A 24,636-nucleotide genomic window follows, 5' to 3' on the forward strand; every position below is an offset into this window, starting at 1 on the left:
GGCCGGGTCAACGCGCGATTTCGCGGTGACCGGCGTCGAGTCGCCTTGTCCAACCGCGCGCATCAAGGTGCTCGAGTAAGGGGATCACCACCCGCCGGGTCGTGCTAAGCGCTTGGCGTGCTTGGCTTGTGGTGAACGGCTGCTCGAGCGTGGCCAAAGCGCGCATCGCAAGAGCGGGGGCGTTGGGCAACAGCACCACACCGTCGCCCAATCGCAACAGCCGCCCGGCGCGTTCGGCGGCGGCCAGTTCCCGGCTGCCGAGGTTCAGCGCCTGCAACTCGTAGGCCTCGGGTGCCCGGAACGGCTCGGCTCGCAGTCTGGTCTCCAACTCGTTCACAGACGCTTCGGCGCCACCGAGGTCGCTGCGGGTGCCGGGTAACCGGATGGTGCCCCCCTGCTGCTCCAGCCCGGCGGCACGGACGACGCCGTCGAGCAGAGCTTCGTCGGGCAGCGCCAGCAGGTCGCGGGCGGCACCGCGAGACAGGCCGTCACTCAGGGGATCTCGCGCGCGCACCTCGTCCACCGCGGCCCGCAGCCGACGTTGCCACGTCTCGTACGTCGGGCCGTGTACCCACCAACCGTCGAAGGCCAAAATGTGAGCCGGCACCGTCTGCGGTCGCAACCCCAGCCGGCGCAGGTGAGTCTCCCGCACGGCTCCGCGGCGCGCCACCTCGACCTCGACGTCACCGCCGGCCCCCGACCGGACCAATGCCGCGGCCCGGCGCGCGCTGTCGCCGCGCCGGCGCAAGGCGGGCGGTTCGGCATCGAGCACCTCGGCGCCGCCCAGCAGCCGCACGCTGCCCGGGTCGCGCAGCACCAGTCGGTCTCCGAGCACCAACGGCAGGTTCCGGTCGAGGGTGAGCCGGCCGTGATCGTCATCGAACGGCCGCAGCCGCACCGGCACGGCCGCCGTGCCGACATGGGCGATTAGCTGCGTCGGGGCCTCGCCCCACGGACCGCCGGAGATCCGCCGTACGTCGAGTAGCCGGGTGCTGGGCCACGCGCCGGGGGTGAGCAGCGCGTCACCGCGGCGGACGGCATCGCGCGGGACGCCGCGCAGGTTCAGCGCCACCCGCGCCACCGGTGCGAGCGTGGGGTACGGCTGCCCGCAGCTCTGTAACCCGCGGATCGTCGCCGATCGGGTGCGCGACGCGGTCAGCAGTTCCAGTCGCTCGCCGACGGCCAGCGTCCCGGCCGACAACGTGCCGGTCACCACCGTGCCGGCGCCGGTGATGGTGAAGGAACGGTCCACCCACAGCCGCACCCGGGCAGTGGTCTCCGGCGCCGGGACCTGCGCGAGCACTCCGTCCAGGGCGGTCCGCAAGTCGGCGAGCCCGGTGCCGGTGACGGCCGACACGATGACACTCGGCGCACCGCGCAAGCCGGTGTCGGCCAACTCGGCGCGGGCCCGTGCGAGCGCATCGGCGTCGCGCTCGGGTGCCCGGTCCGCGCGGGTGATCACGATGAGGCCGTGCCGGATGCCAAGCGCGGCAACGGCATCGCGATGGTCGTCGGACTGCGCCTGCCAACCCTCGTCGGCGGCGACGACGAAACACACCACCGGCGCCGGACCCAGGCCGGCGAGGGTATTGCCCAGGAACCGGTGATGGCCGGGTACATCCACGAAGGCAACCTGGCGCCCGGACGGCAGGGTGGTCCAGGCGAAGCCGAGGTCGATGGTCAGACCGCGGCGCCGCTCCTCTTCCCAGCGGTCGGGCTCCATGCCGGTGAGCGCGTGGATGAGCGTGCTCTTGCCGTGGTCCACGTGGCCGGCGGTGGCCACGACATGGGTGCTCAGGGCTGCTCACCCAGCGCCGCGCGCACCGCCACCAGTAGGCGGTCGTCGTCCGCCTCGGGAATGCAGCGCAGGTCCAGCAGACAGGCGCCGTCGTGCACGCGGGGTAGCACTGCGGGCCGGCCGGCCCGCAGCAGTGCGGCGGCCGACTCCGGCAGGCGGACCGCCCAACCCGGTAGCGGAACGCCGGGCGCACCGCCGCCACCGACTCGGCCGTCGTGGGCAACCACACTCGCCCCGACGGCCTCGGCCAGCCGCTGGGCCCGGGTATGCAGCCGGTCGCTGTCGGCGTGCAGTGCCGCGGTCACCGGGGAGCTGCCGGCGCGCACCGTCGCCTCAAGGGCGGCCAGGGTGAGTTTGTCGGCGCGGACCGCCCGGGCCAGCGGATGGCGCGCCAGCGTGGTGATCAGGTCGGCGCGGCCGAGGAGGATTCCGGCCTGTGGTCCGCCGAGCAGCTTGTCGCCGCTGGCAATGACGAGGTCGGCGCCCTCGGTGAGTGACGTGGCGGCGTCGGGCTCGACGTGCAGCACCGGGTCCGGCTCGAGTAACCCGCTGCCCAGGTCCGCGATCAGCGGGACTTGCCGGTTCGCGGTCAACACACGCAGTTCAGCGAGGGACGCGGCGGCGGTGAACCCTTCCACCCGGAAGTTGCTCTGGTGCACCTTGAGCACGCAGCCGGTTTCCGGACCCAGCGCCGCCTCGTAGTCGTGGAGGTGGGTGCGGTTGGTACTGCCGACTTCGCGCAGTCGCGCACCGGTCGAGGCGATCAGGTCAGGCAGGCGGAAACCGGCACCGATCTCGATGAGCTCCCCGCGGCTGATGATCACGTCTTTGCCGGCGGCCAGCGCGGTGGTCGCCAGCACCAGGGCGGCGGCACCGTTGTTGACGACGAGGGCGTCCTCGGCCGCCGGGCAGGCGGTCCGCAGCGCTTCACGCACTGCGACGCCACGTTTGGAGCGGGTGCCGGTGGGGAGGTCGAGTTCGACGTCGACGTAGCCGCTCGCGGCCACCAAGGCGGCGACCGCGCCCGCGCCCAGCGGTGCGCGGCCGAGGTTGGTGTGGACGACGACACCAGTGGCGTTGAGCACCGGCCGCAACGAGGTGGTGGCCTGGGCGGCCAGTGCGTGTTCAAGTGCCTCAGGCACCTGGTCGGGCCCCAGGGCGCCGTGCCGTGCCCGCTCCTGGATTTCGCGTATCGTCACGCGGATAGCCTTGTCGCCCAGCCTTTCTCGCTGCTCTTGCACAGCCGGTAGGGCCAGCAACTGATCCGTGCGCGGGATCAGTCGGCGCGGGTCGAGCTGCGTCACGTGACCTCTCTCGGTGGGCTTTCACTTTTGAAGCAAAAGCGGAGGCGGACGGGAATCGAACCCGCCAGACCGAGATGCTCGATCTCACCGGTTTTGAAGACCGGGGGGACCACCAGGAACCCAAACGCCTCCACGGGTAAACGTACAGGCCGGGCGGTGAGCCGGGGTCGCGGTGAGGTGGGCAGCTCGCGCGGCGGGGCGGCCGGAGATTGCTCGGGCCGGCCTTTCCCTGCCGGCGACTGCCCCTTCAGTCACTCGCAAATGAGTCTTGTGATCAGGGGTATGCATGGCGGCCCTGGCGGATACGGCGGCGGAAATCCTTCGATGATGACCGAGTCGGTCACCGGGCTGTTCTGATCGAAATACCAAGGGTGGCAGACGGTCATGTCCCAATTGGGCATGTGCTTCATGATCGGTGAGCCTGGGCACCATTGGTAGGTGCAGCTGTTCGTTGGGGTGGCTAACGTGCTTCCATCCTGGCAAACCATCGGTGCGGGATTAGCGTGAGCGGTACCTGCAGCCAGTTCCGGACCGATGAGCAGAGAGCCGACCGCGGTCAGACCCACAAGAGTTAATCGCAACATGTGGTTAGTTCTACGGGCGGTCGCTTGCCGGAGGTTCGCGTAATTCTTGCGGGATTCTTGCGCCGCATCGCGATCTGCCCACCGCGCCGCGACAAGAACCGGTGCGGGCCCGCCCACGTACGCTCGGGAACATGACGCGGCTCACCGGCTATGCGCACGGCGGGGGCTGTGCCTGCAAAATCCCACCCGGCGAGCTTGAGCAGGCGGTGCGCGGGCTCACCGGTCAGGCCGGCCCCGATGTGCTGGTGGGTCTGGACGACGGTGACGATGCCGCCGCTGTCCTGGTCGGCGATCTGGCGGTGCTGTCCACCGCGGACTTCTTCACTCCGGTCGTCGACGACGCCTACGACTGGGGCCGGATCGCCGCGGCCAACGCGTTATCGGACATCTACGCGATGGGCGGGCGCCCGGTGATCGCGATCAACCTCGTCGGCTGGCCGCGTGACGTGCTGCCGCTGGAGTTGATGACCGAAGTGCTGCGCGGCGGCCTGGCGGTGGCCTCGGAAGCGGGCTGCCCCGTCATCGGTGGCCATTCCATCGACGACCCGGAACCCAAGTACGGCATGGCCGTCACCGGGGTGGCCGAACCCGCGAGGTTGCTGCGCAACGACGCCGCCGAGCCGGGTCTGCCGCTGACACTCACCAAACCGCTCGGCGTCGGACTGCTGAACAACCGGCACAAGCAGACCGGCGAGGTGTGCCAGGAAGCGATCGACGTCATGACCCGGCTCAATCGCGACGCCGCGCAGGCGGCGGTGACGACCGGAGCCCGGGCGGCCACCGACGTCACCGGTTTCGGACTGCTGGGACATCTGCACAAGCTGTGCCGGGCCTCCGGCGTCGGCGCCGTCGTCGACCGCGCCGCGGTGCCGGTGCTCGAGGCAGCCCGCGTGGCGCTGAAAGACGGCTTCGTCTCCGGCGGCACCCGCCGCAATCTCGACTGGGTGCGGCCCCAGCTGCGAACCGCGACCGACGTGACCGAAGACGACCTGTTGCTGCTTGCCGACGCTCAGACCTCCGGGGGGCTGCTGGTGGTGGGCGAGCTGCCCGGCTATCCCGTCATCGGGCACACCGTAAGCGGCCGCGGCATCGAAATCCGTTAAGCCGCTTCAATTAGCGGTGGTGATCGAGTCGTCGGTGATCCCAGCCGCCCGGCGCGCGGCGAGCCGGCGCTTCTGCGGCTCGATCGTGTAGCGGGGATCCCGCGCCGACTCCAGGCCCGCCTCGAAGAACCCGAACCGCAGCATCGCCGACGCCGTCAGCAGCGTCGCGCCGGATACCGCGGCTATGCCGCGGTGCCCGCCACCGAGCAGGGCGCCCAAACCGCCTGCGGCGGCGAGTATTTCGCTCGTCTGCAGCAGCCAGCCGGGCCTGCCCTGGTGGAGCGGTTCTCTGGTGACCGGGTCCATCCGGTACTCGGTGAATCTCGCCGAGATCAGATCACTCACCGCGCCGATGACGGCCAGCGTGCGGGCGGGTCCGGCCTCAGCGACCGGGGTGGTGATCATCGCCAACCCCGACGCGGCCAGGCTCGCCGAGCTGGCGAAGACGAACGGCAGGTCTTTGTGGGCGGCGTTCCACGTCGGGGTTGCGGTGTCGGACAACAACACTGCGGTATAGACCGCCAGCGGCGGAGAGAACAGCGCGGCCTCCAGACCGGCCGGCCCTTCCATGGCGCGCAGCACGGGCCGCAGCGGACCGAGCGGCAGACGCTCGCCGGTCATCCGGTCGACCTCAGCCGCCGCAGCCACTCCGATGCCCGCGCTGAAGAAACTGAGAATCCAGGAGCCGATGCTCATCGGCGAGGTCAGCTTGAAGGTGCGCAGCATATTGACGAACCGCTCGGGCCGGCCCAGATCCTTGACCAGCGCCACCGCCCCCAGCAGGACGGCGCCCAGGGCGGCCAGCCTGGTATTGCGGCGCAACACCTTTCGTCCTGTCAGCTGAGCACCGGCGGCCAACAGCCCGGATCCGCCGGCCACCCCACCGAGGAACAGATACGCGGCGACTTCGTGGCCCCAGGGTGCCGGCTTGACCACCGGACGTCCGTAGTACGACGAGAATTCGGCCTCCGGGACCATCAACGACTCGTCGCGCCGGCGCCCCTTGCCGTCGCCCCGTCGACGCTTGCCGCCCGAGGGTGGTCGCAGGCTGTCGTATTCGGAGGTGCTCACCGCGCCCGCCAAAAGGCAACGGCGCCAGCGGCGAACATTCCCGCGGCGGCCACCCCGGCCCGCTTGAACATGGTCATCAGATCCGCCGTGCATACCCGCGGGTCCGGCGGCAGCCCGTACACCTCAGGCTCGTCGAGCAGCAGGAACACCGACCCGGTGCCGCCGACGCCGTCGTGTTCGTTGGCGCCGTACAACCGCGCCTCGGTCATGCCGTCGGCGTGCAGCGCGGCGACCCGTTCGCGGGCTTGGGCGACGAGGTGGTCGTGGTCGCCGAACTTGATCGAGGTCGTCGGGCAGGTCTGAGCGCAGGCCGGCGTCTGGTTTTCCAGCAGCCGGTCATAGCAGAGCGTGCATTTCTGGGCCACTCCGGTGACGAACTCATGCTCCGGCCGTTCCGACCGTTTGGCGGGTGTTGCGTAAGTGCCGTCGCTGCGTCGTTCGACGACGCCGAACGGGCAGCCGGCCACGCAGGTGCCGCACCCGTTGCAGACGTCCTGCTGCACGACGACGGTGCCGAATTCGGTGCGGAACAGTGCACCCGTCGGACACACGTCGAGGCAACCGGCGTGGGTGCAGTGCTTGCAGACGTCCGAGGCCATCAGCCAACGGAACTCGGGGGTATCCGGCGGAGTGGTGTCCACCCGTTCAGCCACGGACGGCATGCCCAGACTCACCAGGGCACGCCCGGACTCGCGGGCCTGCTCGATGCGGTCGGGGCCCTGTTCGACGAACGCGACGTGCCGCCACGTGCTGGCGCCCAGCTGGCCGGTGTTGTCGTAGGACGAGCCGAGTATCTCCAGGTCACCGTCGCGCGGGTTGCGGTTCCACTCCTTGCAGGCCACCTCGCACGCCTTGCAGCCGATGCAGATGGAGGTGTCGGTGAAGAAACCTTTGCGCGGCTTGGGATCCGGCCACCCCACGTCGTCACCGGGGTCGGTCGATTCGACCAGCTGCGTCATCAGCCCTCCCGTTGTGGATGTGTCACGCGGACATTGTCGGTCTCCACGGTTACCCCCGCGCGCGACTGATACTCCTCGATCAGGCGCAGCAACTCCTCACCCTGCGGCCGTCGGCCCGGACGGATGTCACATGAACCGGCCTTGGACTCCTGAATCTGCACGTTCGGGTCCAGCGCGACCCCGAGCAGGTCGTTGGCCGCGTCGCCGCTCACCACGGCGTCACTGCCCACTCCCCAGTGGTACGGCAGCCCGATCTGGTGGACGGTGTGCCCGCCGATCACCAACGGCCGCATCCGTTCGGTGACGAGCACCTTGGCCTCGATTGCGGCTCGCGGCGACACGATCGTCGCCCAGCCGTAGGGTTCCAGACCGCGTTCGGCGGCCAACTCCGGTGACACCTCACAGAACATCTCCGGCTGCAGCTCAGCCAGGTACGGCAGCCAGCGGCTCATCCCGCCCGCGGTGTGGTGTTCGGTGAGCCGATAGGTGGTGAAGACGTATGGGTACACGTCACCGCCGGGATCACCGGCGCTGGGCGCAAACAGATTGTCCTTGCGGGGGAACATGATTCGCGACGGACTCTGCTGCTGCGGGTACAGCGCATTGGCCACCGGCGACTCCTGCGGCTCGTAGTGCGTGGGCAGTGGGCCGTCGACCAGCCCCTTGGGCGCGAACAGCCAAGCCTTGCCGTCGGCCTGCATGATGAACGGGTCGTCACCGGCCAGAGCGTCCGGACCGCCGATGTCCGGATCCGGGCGGACGTCCGGGGCGCGGTCGACCGGGAAGTCGGGCACGTCATCGCCTACCCAGAGTCGCTGCTCGGCGTCCCACCAGATGTAGCGCTTGCGCTCGCTCCACGGCTTGCCGTCCGGGTCGGCCGAGGCGCGGTTGTACAGGATGCGGCGGTCGGCGGGCCACGCCCAACCCCATTCCGCCTGGCTCGGGCTCGGGCCGCCTAGCGGGGCGCGGCGGGCGGCCTGGTTGACGCCCTCGGCGTACACACCCGAGTAGATCCAGCAGCCGCAGGCCGTGGACCCGTCGGCGCCCAGTTCGGTGTAGCCCGGTACCGGCTGGCCCGCCTTCGGCCCGGTCAAGTAGCAGCCGCTGATCTCGGCCAGCACCGCCGCGGAGTCGGGTTCGCCATGCTCATCGGTGGGGTAATCCCAGGTCAGGTCCAGCAGCGGGCGGTCGCGTTCGTCGGTCGACCCGGCCAGTCGCTGCCGGATGCGCTTGCCTAACTCGATGAAGAACTGCAGTTCGCTCTGGCAGTCACCGGGCGGCTGCACGGCCTGATGCCGCCACTGCACCAGGCGCTGGGTCTGGGTGAACGAGCCCGCCTTCTCGACGTGGGTGGCCGCCGGGAAGAAGAACACCTCGGTGTCGATCTCTTCGGTCTTGAGCTCACCGGAGGCGATCTCGGGGCCGTCCTTCCAGAAGGTGGCCGACTCGATCAGGTTCAGGTCGCGCACCACCAACCATTTCAGGTGCGACATTCCCATGCGCTGCATCCGGCCGTGCGCCGATCCGACGGCCGGATTCTGACCGAGCAGGAAGTAACCGTCGACCTCGTCTTCGAGCATCGACATGACCGTCTGATAGGTGCCGTGCGGGCCGGACAGCCGCGGCAGGTAATCGAAGGCCCAGTCGTTGTCCTCGCGGGCGGCGTCTCCCCACCACGCCTTGAGCAGGCTCACCAGGTAGGAGTCGGCGTTGGCCCAGAAACCCTTCTGGTTCTTCGGGCCGACGGCTTCGATGTACTGCTGGTAGGTGTCGTGGACGCCGGCTTTGGGCATCGACAGATAGCCGGGCAACAGGTTGAACAGCGTCGGGATGTCGGTGGAGCCCTGGATGGTGGCGTGCCCGCGCAGCGCCATGATCCCGCCGCCGGGCCGCCCGACGTTGCCCAGCAGCAGTTGCAGAATCGTTGCGGTACGGATGAATTGGGCTCCGAGCGTGTGCTGCGTCCAGCCCACGGCGTAGGCGAAGCAGGTGGTGCGTTCGCGGCCGGAGTTCTCGGTGACGGCGCGGGCCAGGTAGTCGAAGTCCTCGACGCTGATGCCGCAGACGTCGCGCACCATCTCCGGGGTGTAGCGCGCGTAGTGCCGCTTGACGATCTGGAATATCGACCGCGGGTGCTGCAACGTCTCATCGCGCTGGACGCGGGCGTGCGGTAGCGGCGGGCCGCCACTGCCGTGCACATCACCGGCGGCGCGGGCCGAAGCGCTGGCCCCGTGCTCGGGGTCGGGCGCATCCTCTTGTCCCGCGTACGCCCAGGTCGAGATGTCGTATTGCCCTGTCTCGGGATCGAAGCCGGAGAACAGCCCGCCCAGATCCTCGCTGTCCCGGTAGTTCTCGTTGATCAGGGTGGCCGCGTTGGTGTAAGCCAACACGTATTCCTTGAACCAAAGGTCATGAGCGATCACATAATTGATCAACGCGCCCAGCAGCACCACGTCCGATCCGGCCCGGATCGGGATGTGTTTGTTGGACACCGCCGAGGTACGAGTGAAGCGCGGATCGACGTGAATGAGCTTGGCGCCGCGGGCTTTAGCCTCTTCCACCCACTGGAATCCGACGGGGTGACACTCGGCCATGTTGGAGCCCTGGATGACAATGCAGTCCGCATTGGCCATGTCTTGCAGTGATTGGGTGGCGCCGCCACGCCCGAAGGAGGTTCCCAGACCGGGAACCGTGGCGGAGTGTCAAATACGGGCTTGGTTCTCGATCTGGATGGCGCCGGCGGCGGTGAAAAGCTTCTTGATGACGTAGTTCTCTTCGTTGTCCAGCGTCGCCCCGCCCAGCGCGGCGATCTTCATGGTGCGCCGCAGGGGATGACCGTGCTTATCGATGTCCTGCCAGGCGTTCCGGCGGGCTTCGACGAACCGGTCGGCCACCATGTCGATCGCTCTGTCCAGCTCCAGCGGTTGCCACTCGGTGGCGCCAGGCGCGCGGTAGAGCACCTTCATCTGCCGGCCCGGAGAGTTGACGAGCTGCTCACTGGCCGACCCCTTGGGACAAAGCCGGCCGCGGGAGATGGGCGAATCGGGGTCACCCTCGATCTGCACGACCCTCTCGTCCTTGACGTACACCTTCTGCCCGCAGCCGACCGCACAGTACGGGCAGATGCTCTGCACCACCCGGTCGGCGGTCGTCGTACGCGGGGTGAGGGCGCGGGTCTGCTTCGACGTCACGGCCGGACCACGGCCCAGAGCATCCCCGGACCGCAACTGCCGGACGACGGGCCATTCCAGGAAAAGTCGGGCGAGTCCCATGACGACAACACTAGTGCGGCCGGAGGCGCGCTGGCGCGCCGCGGAGCAAGTGTGCGCTAATCGGCCCGGGATTTCGGCGTCAATCCACAGACAATTCGAGCCGGTTCAGACGCCGCACCAGGATGCTGGGCAACCACTCTCCGACCTCGGCCGCCTCGAGCCACGTGGTGCGCTCGAGCAGCATCCGAAACACGATCTGCGCTTCCAGCCGCGCGAGTGCCGCACCGATGCAGAAGTGCGCGCCTTTACCGAACGTGACATGGCCCCGGGCGCCGCTGCGATCCAGATGGAAGTCGTTCGGCGCCTCGAAATGTGCAGGATCCCGATTGGCCGCACCCCACAGCAAGAGCAAATGCGAGCCAGGGGGCAGCGCCACGCCGCCCAAAGTCGTGTCGCGCCAAACATGTCGGTAGTGACCGCGGAACGGCGGCTCGTAGCGTAGTGCCTCTTCGATGAACGCGTTCAACAACTCGGGACGCTCGCGCACCTGCCGCTGGATCTCGGGCCGGTCGGCGAGAAGCCAGGCGGCGCTTCCCAACAGCGAGGCGGTTGACTCGCCCGCCGCGCTGAACAGCGTGAGCATGATGCCCATCGCGACGGGCTGATCCACCTCGCCGCGGGCGTAGCGGGCTGCCATGTCCTGAATGAGGCCGGAATCTGTTGTGCTTTGCGCCTTTTCGAAGTGCTCGAGAACGTAGCTGGCCAGTTCGAAGGCCGCCATGCCAGCCGCTTCGAGTTGGGCCTGTGTCACGACTCCGTCAAGCAGCGTCGTGGTCGCGAAGCCGAGCCGGATCAGGTTGTCGACGTCGGATTCCGGCAGACCGAGGAGCTTGGCGACCACCATCATCGGCAGCCGGTTCGCCATCGCGCTCATCCACTCGATCCGCCCGTCGCGCAGCGACTCATCCCAGAGCCGAGCCGCGGTTTGCCCGGCGAAGTCCTCGATGATCCGGACGCGCTTGGCAGAAAGGTGCGGCAGCAATATCTTTCGATGCGCGGCGTGGGTGGGGTCGTCGGCGGTCGCCAACGCGTGGTTCGGGCTTCCGGCTTCGATCATCTCGAACGGGGTGACCGTTCCGTCCTCGTGATAGACCATGGTCGCGGTGAGATTGGACGAGAAATCCTCGACGCGGTTGACGGCATCGATCAGCGCATCCCAGCCGCATACGGCATAGAACTCCGAATCCCCCACCCGATGCACCGGGGCTTGAGCGCGCATCCGGTCGTACATCGGGTAGGGGTTCTGCAGTGTTTCGGCGCCGAAGAAGTCATGCGGATCGGCCACGGGGGCAGTCACACAGTTCAGGCTCGATCGTCTCGATCAGAGGGTCAATAGGAATCCGGAAAGTTGAGGAGCCGCCGGTCACCGAGCCCGCGAGCACGAATTCAGCTGGAGGGCGCCACCAGCGACTTAACCTGACAAACTTCGCCGGCATTTCTCACTGTGCGAAAATCATCTGAGATGTTCTCGACACCCAGGGGACTCCAGATATGCCGCGGGACTGGCCGTTGGACGGAGATCGCCACGACGAGGCCGCCGACCGCATCTACACCGCCGAGCCTTCTTGGCTTTGTGGTGCTGGCCGGTCAAAGATCCCGCCGACGAACGCGCCATGGTGGAGCGCTTCCTCGGCCCGTCTTACCCGTCCTGACAGCACCGACGTACACAATACGTTTTCTTACTGCCGTATGGTCAGCAATGGCGGTGCGGCCGCAGTTCGTAATCTGCGGCGTTCGGTCGGCTGGTCCATCGCCAATAGTCGAAGATGCGGAATCCGTACAGTGTCGGCAATTCTCCCGCGGTGTTCTTGTAGTAGCTGCTGCTGACCGCCGGGTGGCTGTACACCATAGTTTTCAGCCGGTCCTGATTGCGCCGGTTGTAGTCGTCGCACACGTCCGTGCGGGGCATCGCCGAGCCGTGGCCGTGTGCCAGCACCATGTCGATGCATCCCATGATGTAGCGCATCTGGCATTCGGAGTTGTAGATGATGCTGGCCCCGTTGACGCCGTTGGTGCCCGGCCCGTACATGCAGAAGAAGTTCGGGAAGCCCGGGACCGTGATGCCCAGGTATGCGTAGGCGGAGTCGCCCCAGACCGAATTGAGGTCGAGTCCGTCGAGTCCACGAATGTCGATGGGCCCGAGTTGGTGGTTGACGTCGAATCCGGTCGCCCACACCAGCACATCCACCGGCCGGTGGACGCCGTCGATGGTGGTCACCCCGTCCTCGGTGATCTCGGCGATCCGGTCGGTGATGAGTTCGACGTCGTCGCGTTGCAGCGTTCGCAGCCAGGTTCCGTTGTCCTGCAACGTCCGCTTGCCCATTGGCGGGTAATTCGGGGTGACCTTGGCCAGTAGTTCTTCGTCCTGGCAGAAAACCCGCATCCACGCGATGAACATCTCGCGGATGGCGTGGTTGGACTCGTTGCACGAGAGCCCACCGTTGTCCCAGTCGGGATCGATGCGGACCTGCTCGTCGAGCGCATCGGCGAGTGGCCACCACGACACGAACCGCAGCCATCGGCCGTAATAGGGCAGATGACGGATCGCCCATCTCGCGCCGTCGGGTACGGCGTCGTGGTACATCGGGTTGGGCGCCATCCACTGCGGCGTGCGCTGATAGACGTCGACATGTCGGGCGGTGTCCGCAATGGCGGGCACGAGCTGGAATCCGCTGGCGCCGGCACCGATTACGGCTACCCGTTTGTCCGTCAGGTCGACATCCGAGCGCCAGTCTGCGGTATGAAACGATGACCCCTGGAATGTGTTGGCTCCGTTGATGTCTGGAATCACCGCGTTGCTGAACTGGCCGACCGCACAGATCAGCGCCCGGGCGATCAGCGTCTCGGCCCGGCCATCCGCGGCGCGAACGAGCACCTCCCAGGCGGCCGAGTCGTCGTCCCAGGTAGCCCCGGTCACCTCGGTGTTGAACCGCACGTGTGGAACGATCTCGTGCCGGGTTGCCACGTCGTTGAGGTATTGCAGAATCGCGGGCTGCTCGGAGTAGTAGTGGGTCCAGTGGTCCGTCGGCTCGAACGAGTAGGCGTAGTACTGATTGGCGATGTCCACCCGGCAGCCGGGGTAGCGATTGACCAACCACGTCCCGCCGACCCCGCGCTGCTTTTCGACGATGGTGAAGGGAATTCCCGCCGCTTTGAGCTTGATCCCGGCCAACAGTCCGGCCTCACCGCACCCGATGACGACGACCGGGAAATCAGCGCGCTGATTCGGCGATGACTTGAGCACCGGACCGTCCTGGTCGGCGTCGGTGAACCGTAGGTCAGCGGCCACATAGTCGACGTATTGCTCGGTCACGGTCCCGGCGGAGATCGCGTCGAACATCACCCGCCTCTGGCGGGGATCCGGCACGAAGGGCGGCGGGCAACCGCGGTCGCGATAGTCGCGGATCACATCGAAGGCACGCTCACGGATTGCGTCCTTGTCGGGCTCGCTCATCGCGCCCTGCAGGTCCATCGCGATGAGGGCGAACGGCCGCGGTAACTCGTCGAGAAGGCCGATGTCGCCGGTCATGTGGACCATCGACATCAGCAGCGCGGGAACACTGGCTTGAGCCACCGCCTCCCGAATGACGTCGTCGGGATCGTCGAACGGCAGACCGAGCAACGCGTCGCCGCCGGTCGGGTGACCCATCGGACCACCATACATATGTCGACGAACGTATTGCCAGTGCGCGCTGGTTCGATCGCTACGCCGGAAAGCCGAGAAGCGCCGCAGGCTGGTACTCGATCGCCGCCACGCAGCCGTGACGCGGACAGACCACGCTTCACCCCCGATATGATCGCGGCATGTCAGCGGCACGGACGAGCCGGTAGTGGCGCGCAGTCACGGTTGGGCAGGCAATCCGCCCGCTTCCGACGAGGACGCGATCACCCGCATCCTGGACGCGGCCGATGCGATCGTCGCCGAGCGCGGGTCCGCTATGCGCATCGCCGACGTCGCACGGGTTCTCGGTGTGACGCGCCAAACCGTCTACCGCTATTTCCCGGGCACCGAGGCGCTGTTGCTGGCCACCGCCATGCGATCCGGCGACGGCTTCCTCGAGCAGCTGGCCGAACACGTCCGCGGTGAGACGGATCCCGTCAAGGCGATGGTGGAGGGGCTGGCGTTTGCGATAGAGATTCTGGCCGCCGACGATCGCATCCGGCTCATCCTCACCAGGCGACAACAGGGTGGCGCGGTCCCGTCGATCTCATCGGAAACGGCGGTGACGTTCAGTCGCGCCATGCTCCACCGTTACGACGTCGACTGGCAGGCCAACGGTTTCGACGACACCGCGCTGGACGAGCTCTCCGAGCTCTGCCTGCGGATATTGCATTCGTTTGTCGTGGACCGCGGGCAACCGCCGCGCCGGGGCGCCGAACTCCGGCGCTTCCTGGCGCGGTGGATCGGGCCGGCCATCATCTATCCGCGTTTCGCCGAAGCGATGACGTCGATGACCGGAGTCGCAGTGACTCCCGCTTCCTCTCGCCGCCGCCCCGCGTCATAGAGCGGGCTCAGTCGACCAGCCCGCGCAGCTCCTCGATCAGCTTGACCCGCTCGGCGGCTGTCCCCGCGATCGGCACCACGTTCAGCGTCGTCACCCCGGCCGCGCGGAATGCCGCCACCCGTTCCTTGACGAACTCCTTGGTGCCGATCAGGTTGACGTCGCGCACCAGTTCGTCGGGGACCGCCTTGGCGGCGCCTTCCTTGTCCCCGGAGAGGTAAAGCTCCTGGATGCGGTCGGCCTGCGGTCCGTAGCCGTATCTGGTGGCCAGGGTGTGGTAGAAGTTCTTGCCCTTGGCGCCCATGCCGCCGATGTAGAGCGCCAAGTGCGGCTTGACGAATTCCCTGAGCGGTTCGACGTTTTCGCCGATGGCCAGCGTTGGGCCGGCGTAGACCTCGAGCTCGCCCAGGGCCGGGTCACGGTTGGCCTTACCGGCCGCCAGGGCGTCGCCCCACACGTCGTGCGCCTTCTCCGGCAGGTAGAAGATCGGCTGCCAGCCCTCGGCCAGTTCCGCGGCCAATTCCACGTTCTTGGGGCCCAGCGCCGCGATAAGGATCGGGATGCGTTCGCGCACAGGGTGATTGATGAGCTTGAGGGATTTGCCCAGGCCGGTGCCCCGCTCGGGCGGCAACGGCACCGTGTAGTACTTCCCTTGGTAATTCAGCGTCTCACGGCGCCACACCTGACGGCAGATTTCGATGACTTCGCGGGTGCGCCCGATCGGCGCGTCGTAGGGCACTCCGTGGAAGCCTTCGATCACCTGCGGTCCGGAGGCGCCCAGTCCGAGGGTGAAGCGGCCGTCGGAGACGTAATCCAGTCCGGCCGCGGTCATCGCGGTCAGCGTTGGGGTGCGGGTGTAGAGCTGCAGGATGCCCGAGGCCAGCTGAACACGGTCGGTGCTGGCCGCGAGATATCCCAATGCGCTGACCGCGTCGAACGAATACGCTTCTGGCACAAAGACGATGTCCAGCCCCGCGCGTTCCAGGTCGGCCACTTCGGCGGCGACCTCCTTGAAGCCACCGGCATAGTTGATCGCCAGACCGATCCGCATGATCAGCCGCCCTGCGTTCCGGCGAACGCCAGCGCCTCTTCGCTGATGCGGTCGAACTGCGCGCCCATCGCCTGCTGCAGGGCCATGGCGGCCGACAACGGCCGCACCATCACCATGAAGTCGTCGATCAGACCGTCCTCGTTGAAGTGCAGAAAGTCGCAACCGGTGACCTGCTTGCCGGCAGCTACGGCCTCGAACACGAACGCGTGGTCGCGGCCGTTCTCGTCGTGAATCTCCCGGACGTACCGGAAGTCCTCGAACACCCGCAACACACCGCGCAGCAGCGCCCTGGTCATCGGCTTCCCGACGTAGGGCTTGAACACGATCGGGCTGGTGAACACGACGTCGTCGGCCAGCATCGCCTCAACGGCTTCCACGTCGTGTGCCTCGACGGCTTTACGGAAGGGGTGCATCGAAACCTCACAGATAGTCAATTTGTTGAGTAGATGAGATCGACGCTAGATCCTGACCCGCCATATGTCCATAGGCAAATAATCACTTTGTTGAATAGGTGCGTCGTTGTACGATCGGCGGATGTCGCTGCGTGATGCCGTGCTGACCGCACTCCTCGAGCGTGAGTACTCGGGGTACGACCTGGCCAAAGAGTTCGACGCCTCGGTCGCCAACTTCTGGATGGCCACGCCGCAGCAGCTTTATCGCGAACTCGACCGGCTGGCCGAACAGGGCCTGATCCAAGCGCGGGTCGTGCAGCAGGAACGCCGGCCGAACAAGCGCATGTTCTCGCTGACCGAGGCGGGCCGCGAGGCGATCCAGCAGCTCACGGCGCGGGCGCCCAAGCCGTCGATGATGCGCGATGACCTGATGATCAAGGTCGCCGCCGCCGATGCCGGCGACACCCGGGCGGTTCGCGACTCCGTCGCCGAACGCCTGCAATGGGCACGGGCGAAACTCGAGCGCTACGAACGGCTGCGGGCCCGACTGCTGGCCGGCCGCACCGAGGACGAGTTCGTCGCGACGGCCGAGCGGGTCGGCCCGTACCTGACCTTGCTGCGTGGCATATCTTTCGAGCAGGAAAACATCCGCTGGGCCGAGCGTGCGCTGACGATCATCGAACGCAGGTTGCCGGCACGGGCATAAGCAGCCCGGCATGCGAGGAGACCCGTGACGAACAAGGCCTCGAAGACGGCTCTGGTGATCGGCTGTGGCGGCACGATAGGTGGCGCGTGGATTGTGGCCGCCCTGCATGCGTTGGCCGAGCAGACCGGAAGTGAACCGGCCGAGGCTGGCGTTCTGCAGGGGACGTCCGCCGGTGCCGAGATCGTCACCATGCTCGGCGGCGGCGCGACGGTCGCCGACCTGGTTGCCATGCACCGCGGCCAGGCCACCGACGACCGGCTGCGCCGCCACTTGGACGACACACCGCCCGGGCTGCCCCCGTTGCCGCGACCGCGGCTGCTCAATCCGGCGCTGCTGCGGTCACGGTCCGGCCTGGCCGCGCTGACCGGGATCGCGCCGACCGGCCGCGGCGACGCCGGCTGGCTGCAGCGGTTGGCTGACGGATTCTCGTCGCCCGGCGGCTGGCTGGCCCATCCGGACACCCGGATGGTGGCCTATGACGTCCAGGGTGGCCGGCGGGTCGTGTTCGGCGCCCCTGGATCGCCGAAAGCCACGGTGGGAGAAGCGCTTCGTGCGTCATGGGCCATCCCCGGCTGGATGCCGTCGGTGACCGTCGGCGGACGCGCTTACGTCGACGGCGGGGCGGCGTCGACCGCCTCGGTGGATCTCGTCGGCCCAGATGACGCCGATCTTATCTATGTCGTCGCGCCGATGGCCTCTTCACCCGGTGTCCGCGTGCCGGGCATCGGCGGCGTGCTCGAGGACCGGCTGCTGAGGCGGCCGATGTCGGCGGGACTGTGGAACGAGATCGCCACGGCGCGGGCCCGCGGTCAGCGCGTGGTCCCGATCATGCCGACCGCCGGCGATCTGGCCGGCCTGGGCGCCAACTTCATGAATCGCGCCCGCCGCCGGGCGGCATTCGAGGCGGCGATGACCACCGCACCCGCCACCGTGCGTCGGGCCCTGGCGGACAGCGAGATTGACGCATGAGCCCGCGCGTGGTGATCATCGGCGCGGGCCTCGCGGGCATCACCGCACTGCACGTGTTCACCCAGCGCGGCTTCGCCGATGTCACCGTGCTGGAGAAGGCATCCGACGTCGGCGGTGTGTGGCACTGGAACCGTTACCCGGGCTTGCGTTGCGACGTGCCCTCGCAGCTCTATCAGTTCGGCTGGGCACCGAAGCCCGACTGGTCGCACATCTGGGCCGAGGGAAACGATATTCAGCGCTATCACCGTGACGTGGTCGACTCGCTCGGACTCGGCGACCGGATTCGTTTGAACACCGAAGTCGTTGCCGCGCAATGGAACGAAGACAGCGCGAGCTGGACGCTGGCCACGGCCGCCGGTGCGGAGATCGAGGCGGACGTGGTCGTCTGCGCGACCGGGGTACTGCATCATCCGGCGACGCCCGACATCCCCGGTCTCGACGAATTCCCCGGGCCGGTGGTGCACACCGCGCGCTGGGACGACGCCGTCGACACGCGCGGCAGACACGTCGCGGTGATCGGTACGGGTTCCACGGGCGTGCAGATCATTTCCGCGCTGCAACCGGAGGCCGCCTCGATTGCTCACTATGTGCGGTCGCCGCAGTGGATACTGTGGGCGCCGATGTCGTTGCGCCAGAGCGCGTTACTTGGCGCAGCACTGCGACGGTTTCCTGGCGGCCACGATCGGATGTATCGAACGCTGTTGTGGGCGTCGGGGATTCTGGCCGACGTCACCACTCGCCCGTCGTGGCGACGTCGGCTGGTGCAGAACTATGCCCGGCTGTGTTTGCGGCTACAGGTGCGCGACGACGCGTTGCGGGAGAAGCTCACACCGGACTACCAGCCGCTGTGCAAACGTCAGGTGGTCTCCGGAACGTACTACCGCGCAATCCAATCCGGCAACGCCGAGTTGGTGACCGACCGAATCACCGAGGTGACCCCGGCCGGAGTCCAGACCGCGGACGGCCGGCATCGCCGAGCCGACGTCATCGTGCTGGCGACCGGCTTCCAGGCACACAACTACATGCGGCCCATGGAGATCACCGGGCGCGACGGCCTGACCATCGACAAAGCGTGGGCCGGCGGCCCGCGCGCCTACCGGATGACCGCAATTCCGGGGTTTCCCAACCTGTTCACCGTGCTGGGCCCGAACTCCCCCACCGGATCGATATCGCTGCAGTACTCCGCCGAACGGACCGCCAACTACGTCGCACGGTTCCTGGAAATGCTGCGCGACGGTGCCGCCTCGTCGATCGAGGTGACCGAGGAGGCGACCGACGAGTTCAATGCCGCGGTGGCAGAAGCGATGACACCGACGGTCTGGAACACCGGCTGTAACTCCTGGTACCGCACCGAGGGCAACGCGATCGACCTGTGGCCGTGGGACCGGGCGACCTTGACGTCGATGCTCGCGGCACCGGAACCGGCGCACTTCGACATCAGGCCGGCGTCGACCCTGTGAGCGCCGACCCCGTCAGGTAGTGCGCGAGCACCGGCCGCAGCCACTCGATGAGCTGCGCGTCGTCCATCTCGGCCAGCGCGGGGATGCACAGGATGTAACGCGCCGTAGCCAGGCCCAGCACCTGCGCGCCCACCAGTGCGGCCCGCTCAGCGGCCCGGTCCGGGACGGCCGCGGCCAGGGCAGGGGCGACGCGGTCGACGAACACCTCCAGCATCGCCGCGGCGGCTGCCTTATTGGTGGCCGCGGCGCGCAGCAGCGGCAGAAAAGGGCCTTCCGGACCCCAGACCGAGACGAAAAGCGGCAGCAGGACGTCGGCAATCCGGTCGGGCGCCACGTCGGAGAGGTCGGGGAACGTGATGTCGAATCGTGAAGCAGCAGCGAATAATTCGGCCTTACTACCGAAATAGTGCATGACGAGCGCCGGGTCCACGCCGGCCGCCGCGGCGATCGACCGAATGGTGGTGCGCTCAAAGCCGTGCTCACCGAACTGCGACCGTGCGGTCGCCAGAATCGTCGCTCGGGTGGTCTCTCCGTCACGCACCTTCGGGGGCATCACTGCAGTGTATTCAACGGCTGTTGACACAGTCGCCGGCCGGGGTCTAACGTTGGTTTCAACAGTTGTTGAACTCAAGACGGGAGGCCGCGGCCATGGCCGTCACAGCCATCCAGATCGGGCTCGATCCCGAGGTGATCGACTACTCCTCACCCGACTTTGCGCAGTTCCCCGGACTGACCAAGGAGCGGCTGCGGGCGGCCAACGACGACAACGTCGCCGCGCTGCGCGCGGCCGGTTATCAGGTCGACAACTGCCTGATCGACTTTGGCGAGGCGGGAGCCGACAAGGCGCGTCGCTGGCTGGAAGCCAACCGCTACGACGCCGTCCTCATCGGCGCCGGTGTCCGCCTGGTCGCGAACAACACCCTGCTGTTCGAGTCGATCGTCAACGCCGCGCACATCACCCAACCCGGCTGCCGGTTCGTCTTCAACCGCGGCGCCCAGTCCACGCCTGACGACATCCGTCGCTGGTATCCGGAGGCGGTGACCCGATGACCACGCATGAGGTTGACGTCGTCGTCGTCGGCGCCGGACCGACCGGACTGACCGCCGCCGGCGACCTGGCCCGGGCCGGACGTTCGGTGACGGTGCTCGAACGCCGGGCGTCGGTGAGCCAGGCCAGCCGGGCGTTCGCCACGATGGCGCGGACCCTGGAGGTTCTGGACGCCCGGGGACTGGCCGGTGACCTGCTCGCCGACGCGTACCGGGCGCCGGGCGTCACCATCTTCGGCGGCGCGCGCATCGACCTCACCCACCTCGACTCGCCGTACCCGTTCGTGATGGTCACACCGCAGACCAATGTCGATGCGGCGCTGCGTGATTACGCCCTGGCGCAGGGCGCCGAGATCCGGCGCGGCGTCGAGGTCACCGCGCTGGATGAGGATGCGGACGGGGTGAGCGTGACCACCGGTGGCGGCCAGTGTTGGCGGGCACGGTATGTGATCGGCGCCGACGGGGCGCACAGCACGGTCCGCGAATTGGTGGGTGCGGACTTCCCCGGCAAGACGCTTCTGTCGTCGATCGTGCTGGCCGATGTCAGGCTTGCACATGCACCGGCCGGCGAGGGATTGAAGGTGGGCAGCACGCGCGACATGTTCGCGTTCCTGGCTCCCTACAACCGGGACTCCTGGTACCGGGCCATGGTGTGGGATCGCAACCATCAGGTGCCCGACACCGAGCCCGTGTCCGACGACGAGATCGTCGGCATCCTGGGTGCGGCGATGGGTGTCGATCTCGGGGTGCAGGACGTGACCTGGAAGTCCCGATTTCATTGCGACGAAAGGCAAGTCAGACGGTACCGGCACGGACGGGTATTCCTGGCCGGTGACGCCGCACACGTGCATTCCCCGATGGGCGGGCAGGGCATGAACACCGGCATCCAGGATGCGGTGAACCTGGCGTGGAAGATCGATGCGGTGCTGGGCGGTGCCGACGACGCCGTGCTGGACACTTACCACGACGAGCGGCATCCCATCGCCAAGCGGGTGCTGTTCCAGTCCGGCCTGCTGGCGCGGGGAGTGACGTTGCATCCACGCCCAGCGCGCGCGGTGCGAAACTTTCTGGCGCCCAGACTCCTTGGCGTTCCGCGGGTGCGGGACGCGGTGGCGGGAAGCTTCGCGGGAACGACCCTGCGCTACCGGCGCCGGCGCGGTGAGAGCCCGCTCGTGGGCACGCGCGCGACCCAGGTTCCGCTGACGGAGGGCCGGGTCAGCGAGTCGGGCTTTTTGTTGATTCGCGAGAGCGGGGCTGCGCCGCTAGACACCCTTCTGGCGCAGGCGCAGCGGGCCGACCGTGGGCCAGCGCTGCTGGTGCGACCCGACGGGTATGTGGCGTGGGCCGGCTCTTCCGGGGACGAGGCTGCGTGGCGGGGTGTGCTGGCCTTGTGGACGGGTTCACTCTGCGCTGCCGGTGGAGAAGTTCGAGTGGGCGGCGCCCGCACCGCAGACTCATAGCGTGGGCGAGGCGGCATGATGGCCTGATGGGCTCCGACATCCGCGTGCTCGACCGCGAAGAAGATCTCCTGACCGCGCTGAACGTGTTTCGCACCGCCATGGTCGGATTCCCAGCACAGGCGCTGCAGCCCGGGCAGATCGCCACCCTGGTCGAACCCGGCCGCACCATCGGGGCATTCGTCGACGATCAATTGGTGGGCACCGCGGACGCCGTGACCAGCCGGCTGACGCTTCCCGGTGGCGCGATCGTCAGCCACGCCGCCGTGACCCACATCGGGGTGCTGCCGTCGTTCACCCGCCGGGGCGTGGCCACTGAATTGGTGCACCAGCAGCTGCACGACTTCGCTGCTCGCGGCGAGGTGGTAGCGACGCTGCGCGCATCGGAGGCGACGATCTACGGGCGCTACGGCTACGGCGTGGCGAGTTCGACACAAACGGTCGAAGTTCAGACAGCGCGCGCGGCGCTTCGTCCCGACGTCGGCACCGGTGGCCCGGTCCGGCTGCTGGATGCGGCCACCGCATGGGACACCCTGTCGCGCATCTACGCCGAGCAGCGGCCGGCGCGGCCGGGAACGATCGACCGCCCGGCAGTGTGGTGGCAGGCGCGTCGGCTGCGAGGCGAATTTTCTTCTGGCCCAGCCTATGTCGCTGTGCACGGCGAGCCCGGGTCCGAGTCCGGGTTCGCCCGGTACCGTCCGATCGACACCGAGCAGTGGTTCATCAGCGACCAGCGCACCATCGCGGTCGAAGACTTCTTCGCGCCCGCCGTCGACGCCCATCTCGGGCTGCTGCGTTTCCTGTTCGGGCTGGATCTTATTGACCGCGTTGTCTTCTGGATGCTGCCGGTCGACGATCCGCTGCCGCTGCTGCTGCGCGACCGGCGGGCGGCGAAGGTGACAGCCGTGCATGACGAAACCTGGCTGCGCGTCCTCGACGTGCACCGAGCACTTGCCGCACGGAGTTACGACGATGACGACGCCATTGTCATAGCGGTCACCGATCCAGTGCTGCAACGTAATTCGGCGACGTTCGCCATCAGCGGCGACGGAGCCTGCCCCACCGACCAACGAGCCCAGGTGCACGTCGGCGTCGAAGGACTCGGCACCGTGCTGCTCGGCGGCGCATCCTGGCAGAGCCTCGCGGTCGCGGGGCTGGCCCGGGCCGAGGACGCTGCCGCGCTGGCCGCCGCCGACCGCCTGTTCGCGGTGCCCGACGCACCGTATGCCGGTTTCTACTTCTGAGCAGACGCTCTAGGACGCGACTCCGTCGGCCCCGTCATCGCCCGGCAGACCAGCGGGCGGACCACCCGTTCCGCCTTTGCCTCCGACGCCAGCCGTGGCATTGGCCACGACGGCAGCCTGCGCGTTGCCGCCGTCGCCGCCGAACCCGCCCTGGGCATTCGTCGCCGAGCTGTCGCCGCCACCGCCGCCGTTGCCGCCCTTGGCAGACCCGGTCCCGCTGGTGGAGGCTGCGCCGCCACTACCGCCCGTCCCACCGTTGGCGCCATCGCCGCCCGACCCGCCGGCACCCGCCGTGGCCGTAGCCGTGGAGGCGACTTGATTGATGGTTGCGGCGCCGCCGGCGCCGCCCTTGCCGCCGTCGCCGCTGGTCCCGGCTCCGCCTGCGGCTCCGTTTCCGCCGGTGACACTGCCGATTCCGTTGGTGCTGGCCAAACCACCGCTTCCGCCGGCGCCGCCGGTGACGCCGTCGCCGCCAATCCCGCCGCCGCCGCCGATCGCGGTACCGGCTCCCCCAGCGGTAATTTGGGCCGTACCACCGTTTCCGCCGATTCCACCGATGGTGCCGCCACGTCCGGCTCCCCCGTTGCCGCCGATGGCAATTCCCGAAGACGAGCCGTTACTGATGAGGGCGGAACCTCCTGAACCTCCGCTTCCACCGGTACCGGTGAGTCCACCGTCGGCGCCGTCGGCCCCGGTGCCACCGACCGCGTTCCCGGTCCCACTGTTGATCCCGGTGCCGCCGCTGCCACCTGCCCCCCCGCCTGCGGGGCCGACGCCCCCGGCTCCGCCTTTGCCGCCGCTGGCGTTACCTGAAGACGCCGTGTCGATGATGTTGCCGCTGCCCCCCGTCCCGCCGGCGCCGCCCGAACCGCCCGCGCCGCCGATCGCGTTTCCAGTACCGATCCCGGAGTGGAGCGCTTCGCCACCGCCGCCCCCACGCCCGCCGGTACCGGTAGTGGCGTCACCGCCGACCCCACCAGTGCCGCCGAAGGCGTCCGCCGTGGTGCTGGTGGTCTTCGCGTCGCCGCCGGTCCCACCGCGCCCCAGCGTGGGTCCGGAGTTGTTGATCCCGTCACCGCCGCTGCCGCCGGCGCCGCCGGTGACGGTCACCGTTGAAGCAGCGTTGCTGACTTCCGCGTTGCCGCCGCGGCCACCGCTGCCGCCGCCACCCGTGAGGCCGGTGCCACCTTTCCCGCCGCTGCCGGGGGTGACGTTTCCGAGGCCATTGGTCGATGCCTTTCCACCATTTCCGCCGTTGCCGCCGCTGGTACCGGTGCCGCCGTCGCCGCCGGTGCCGCCCGTGGCGCCACTTGTTGACGACGTGTTGGTGATGGTTGCGTTGCCGCCGTTACCACCCGAGCCACCCTGACCTGTGCTGCCGCTCCCACCGAGCCCGCCGTTACCCGCTGCGGCCGTGCCGGTTCCGAGGTGAGTCGCCGCACCGCCGCTCCCACCGCTGCCGCCGGTGGTACCGGCGCCGGCCTTTCCGCCGGTGCCGCCCGTGGCGCCAGCCTTTGAGGATGCGTTATTGATGGCGCCGTCGCCGCCCGTTCCGCCTGAGCCGCCCGCACCGGCGCTGCCGGCTCCACCAACCCCGCCATCGCCGCCGATGGCGTTGCCGGTACCGAGGTGAGTCGCCGCACCGCCGCCGCCGCCGATCGCGGTACCGGCTCCCCCAGCGGTAATTTGGGCCGTACCACCGTTGCCGCCGTTGCCA

Annotated in this window: 19 protein-coding genes, 1 tRNA gene and 1 pseudogene; 9 read left to right on the forward strand and 12 right to left on the reverse strand. The window is 68.2% G+C overall.

What is annotated here, in order from left to right; translation table 11 throughout:
* Positions 1 to 7 precede the first annotated feature (7 nt).
* The 3 genes from selB to AWC08_RS18975 form a co-directional block, all read right to left on the reverse strand.
* Complete coding sequence (gene selB / locus AWC08_RS18965) at positions 8 to 1,783, reverse strand: selenocysteine-specific translation elongation factor (protein ID WP_244906512.1); 1,776 nt, start codon at positions 1,781 to 1,783, stop codon at positions 8 to 10.
* A gap of 11 nt (positions 1,784 to 1,794) precedes the next feature.
* Positions 1,795 to 3,102: an L-seryl-tRNA(Sec) selenium transferase gene (gene selA / locus AWC08_RS18970; RefSeq protein WP_065137148.1), complete on the reverse strand. Its 1,308-nt coding sequence runs from the start codon at positions 3,100 to 3,102 to the stop codon at positions 1,795 to 1,797.
* A gap of 38 nt (positions 3,103 to 3,140) precedes the next feature.
* Positions 3,141 to 3,234 (reverse strand) — tRNA-Sec (locus AWC08_RS18975).
* A gap of 583 nt (positions 3,235 to 3,817) precedes the next feature.
* Between AWC08_RS18975 and selD the strand changes: the two genes are divergently transcribed.
* A complete protein-coding gene (gene selD, locus AWC08_RS18980; RefSeq protein ID WP_069435585.1) occupies positions 3,818 to 4,789 on the forward strand; it encodes a selenide, water dikinase SelD in 972 nt (323 codons plus the stop codon).
* A gap of 6 nt (positions 4,790 to 4,795) precedes the next feature.
* Here selD and nrfD read toward each other — a convergent pair whose 3' ends face one another.
* From nrfD to AWC08_RS19005, 4 genes are all read right to left on the reverse strand, one after another.
* The gene (gene nrfD, locus AWC08_RS18985) at positions 4,796 to 5,860 is read right to left on the reverse strand and encodes an NrfD/PsrC family molybdoenzyme membrane anchor subunit (RefSeq protein ID WP_308203303.1); all 1,065 of its coding nucleotides are present in this window, start codon (positions 5,858 to 5,860) and stop codon (positions 4,796 to 4,798) included.
* Positions 5,857 to 6,819, reverse strand: a complete 963-nt coding sequence (locus AWC08_RS18990; RefSeq protein WP_065133513.1) for a 4Fe-4S dicluster domain-containing protein — start codon at positions 6,817 to 6,819, stop codon at positions 5,857 to 5,859. The genes nrfD and AWC08_RS18990 overlap by 4 nt, the downstream gene beginning before the upstream one ends.
* Positions 6,819 to 10,091: a formate dehydrogenase gene (gene fdh / locus AWC08_RS18995; RefSeq protein WP_142283663.1), complete on the reverse strand. Its 3,273-nt coding sequence runs from the start codon at positions 10,089 to 10,091 to the stop codon at positions 6,819 to 6,821. Before fdh ends, AWC08_RS18990 begins: the two co-directional genes overlap by 1 nt.
* 79 nt (positions 10,092 to 10,170) lie before the next feature.
* Complete coding sequence (locus tag AWC08_RS19005) at positions 10,171 to 11,322, reverse strand: cytochrome P450 (protein ID WP_083271329.1); 1,152 nt, start codon at positions 11,320 to 11,322, stop codon at positions 10,171 to 10,173.
* Positions 11,323 to 11,647: 325 nt separating this feature from the next.
* Between AWC08_RS19005 and AWC08_RS39415 the strand changes: the two are divergent.
* Positions 11,648 to 11,743: pseudogene (locus AWC08_RS39415) on the forward strand (TetR/AcrR family transcriptional regulator); the annotation flags it as partial.
* 41 nt (positions 11,744 to 11,784) lie between these two features.
* On the opposite strand, the gene AWC08_RS19010 reads toward AWC08_RS39415, so the two are convergent.
* Complete coding sequence (locus AWC08_RS19010; protein ID WP_069434856.1) at positions 11,785 to 13,740, reverse strand: flavin-containing monooxygenase; 1,956 nt, start codon at positions 13,738 to 13,740, stop codon at positions 11,785 to 11,787.
* 181 nt (positions 13,741 to 13,921) lie between these two features.
* On the opposite strand from AWC08_RS19010, the gene AWC08_RS19015 reads away from it, so the two are divergent.
* Positions 13,922 to 14,596 (forward strand): TetR/AcrR family transcriptional regulator, encoded by a 675-nt coding sequence (locus tag AWC08_RS19015; RefSeq protein ID WP_065133517.1) that lies wholly within the window; start codon positions 13,922 to 13,924, stop codon positions 14,594 to 14,596.
* 7 nt (positions 14,597 to 14,603) lie between these two features.
* Here AWC08_RS19015 and AWC08_RS19020 read toward each other — a convergent pair whose 3' ends face one another.
* Together AWC08_RS19020 and AWC08_RS19025 are read right to left on the reverse strand one after the other, a co-directional pair.
* Positions 14,604 to 15,644 (reverse strand): LLM class F420-dependent oxidoreductase, encoded by a 1,041-nt coding sequence (locus tag AWC08_RS19020; RefSeq protein ID WP_065133518.1) that lies wholly within the window; start codon positions 15,642 to 15,644, stop codon positions 14,604 to 14,606.
* Between the two features lie 2 nt (positions 15,645 to 15,646).
* Entirely contained in the window at positions 15,647 to 16,057 is a 411-nt protein-coding gene (locus AWC08_RS19025; protein ID WP_065133519.1) for a nuclear transport factor 2 family protein, read from the reverse strand.
* Positions 16,058 to 16,178: 121 nt separating this feature from the next.
* Between AWC08_RS19025 and AWC08_RS19030 the strand changes: the two genes are divergently transcribed.
* The 3 genes from AWC08_RS19030 to AWC08_RS19040 are packed head-to-tail and all read left to right on the forward strand — an operon-like array spanning position 16,179 to position 19,171.
* The gene (locus AWC08_RS19030; protein WP_065133520.1) at positions 16,179 to 16,742 is read left to right on the forward strand and encodes a PadR family transcriptional regulator; all 564 of its coding nucleotides are present in this window, start codon (positions 16,179 to 16,181) and stop codon (positions 16,740 to 16,742) included.
* A 24-nt stretch (positions 16,743 to 16,766) separates the two neighbouring features.
* Positions 16,767 to 17,711: a patatin-like phospholipase family protein gene (locus AWC08_RS19035; protein ID WP_232008062.1), complete on the forward strand. Its 945-nt coding sequence runs from the start codon at positions 16,767 to 16,769 to the stop codon at positions 17,709 to 17,711.
* Positions 17,708 to 19,171, forward strand: coding sequence for a flavin-containing monooxygenase (locus AWC08_RS19040; protein WP_065133601.1), 1,464 nt, complete (start codon positions 17,708 to 17,710; stop codon positions 19,169 to 19,171). Before AWC08_RS19035 ends, AWC08_RS19040 begins: the two co-directional genes overlap by 4 nt.
* Here the strand turns inward: AWC08_RS19040 and AWC08_RS19045 are convergent.
* Complete coding sequence (locus AWC08_RS19045; protein ID WP_069434851.1) at positions 19,149 to 19,724, reverse strand: TetR/AcrR family transcriptional regulator; 576 nt, start codon at positions 19,722 to 19,724, stop codon at positions 19,149 to 19,151. The two genes, AWC08_RS19040 and AWC08_RS19045, sit on opposite strands and share 23 nt — an antisense overlap.
* Before the next feature lie 95 nt (positions 19,725 to 19,819).
* Here AWC08_RS19045 and AWC08_RS19050 point away from each other — a divergent pair, with 95 nt between their 5' ends.
* Genes AWC08_RS19050 through AWC08_RS19060 form a run of 3 tightly spaced genes read left to right on the forward strand, consistent with a single transcriptional unit; the run spans position 19,820 to position 22,919 of the window.
* Positions 19,820 to 20,221, forward strand: coding sequence for a hypothetical protein (locus tag AWC08_RS19050; protein WP_065133599.1), 402 nt, complete (start codon positions 19,820 to 19,822; stop codon positions 20,219 to 20,221).
* Entirely contained in the window at positions 20,218 to 21,678 is a 1,461-nt protein-coding gene (locus tag AWC08_RS19055; RefSeq protein ID WP_069434850.1) for an FAD-dependent oxidoreductase, read from the forward strand. The genes AWC08_RS19050 and AWC08_RS19055 overlap by 4 nt, the downstream gene beginning before the upstream one ends.
* A 26-nt stretch (positions 21,679 to 21,704) precedes the next feature.
* A complete protein-coding gene (locus AWC08_RS19060) occupies positions 21,705 to 22,919 on the forward strand; it encodes a GNAT family N-acetyltransferase (RefSeq protein ID WP_069434849.1) in 1,215 nt (404 codons plus the stop codon).
* Positions 22,920 to 22,928: 9 nt separating this feature from the next.
* Here the strand turns inward: AWC08_RS19060 and AWC08_RS36625 are convergent.
* Positions 22,929 to 24,636, reverse strand: a 1,708-nt coding sequence (locus AWC08_RS36625; protein ID WP_159460009.1) for a PE-PGRS family protein, incomplete at its 5' end; no start/stop codon positions are given.

The sequence above is a fragment of the Mycobacterium gordonae genome, from assembly GCF_002101675.1.
Classification (GTDB): domain Bacteria; phylum Actinomycetota; class Actinomycetes; order Mycobacteriales; family Mycobacteriaceae; genus Mycobacterium; species Mycobacterium gordonae.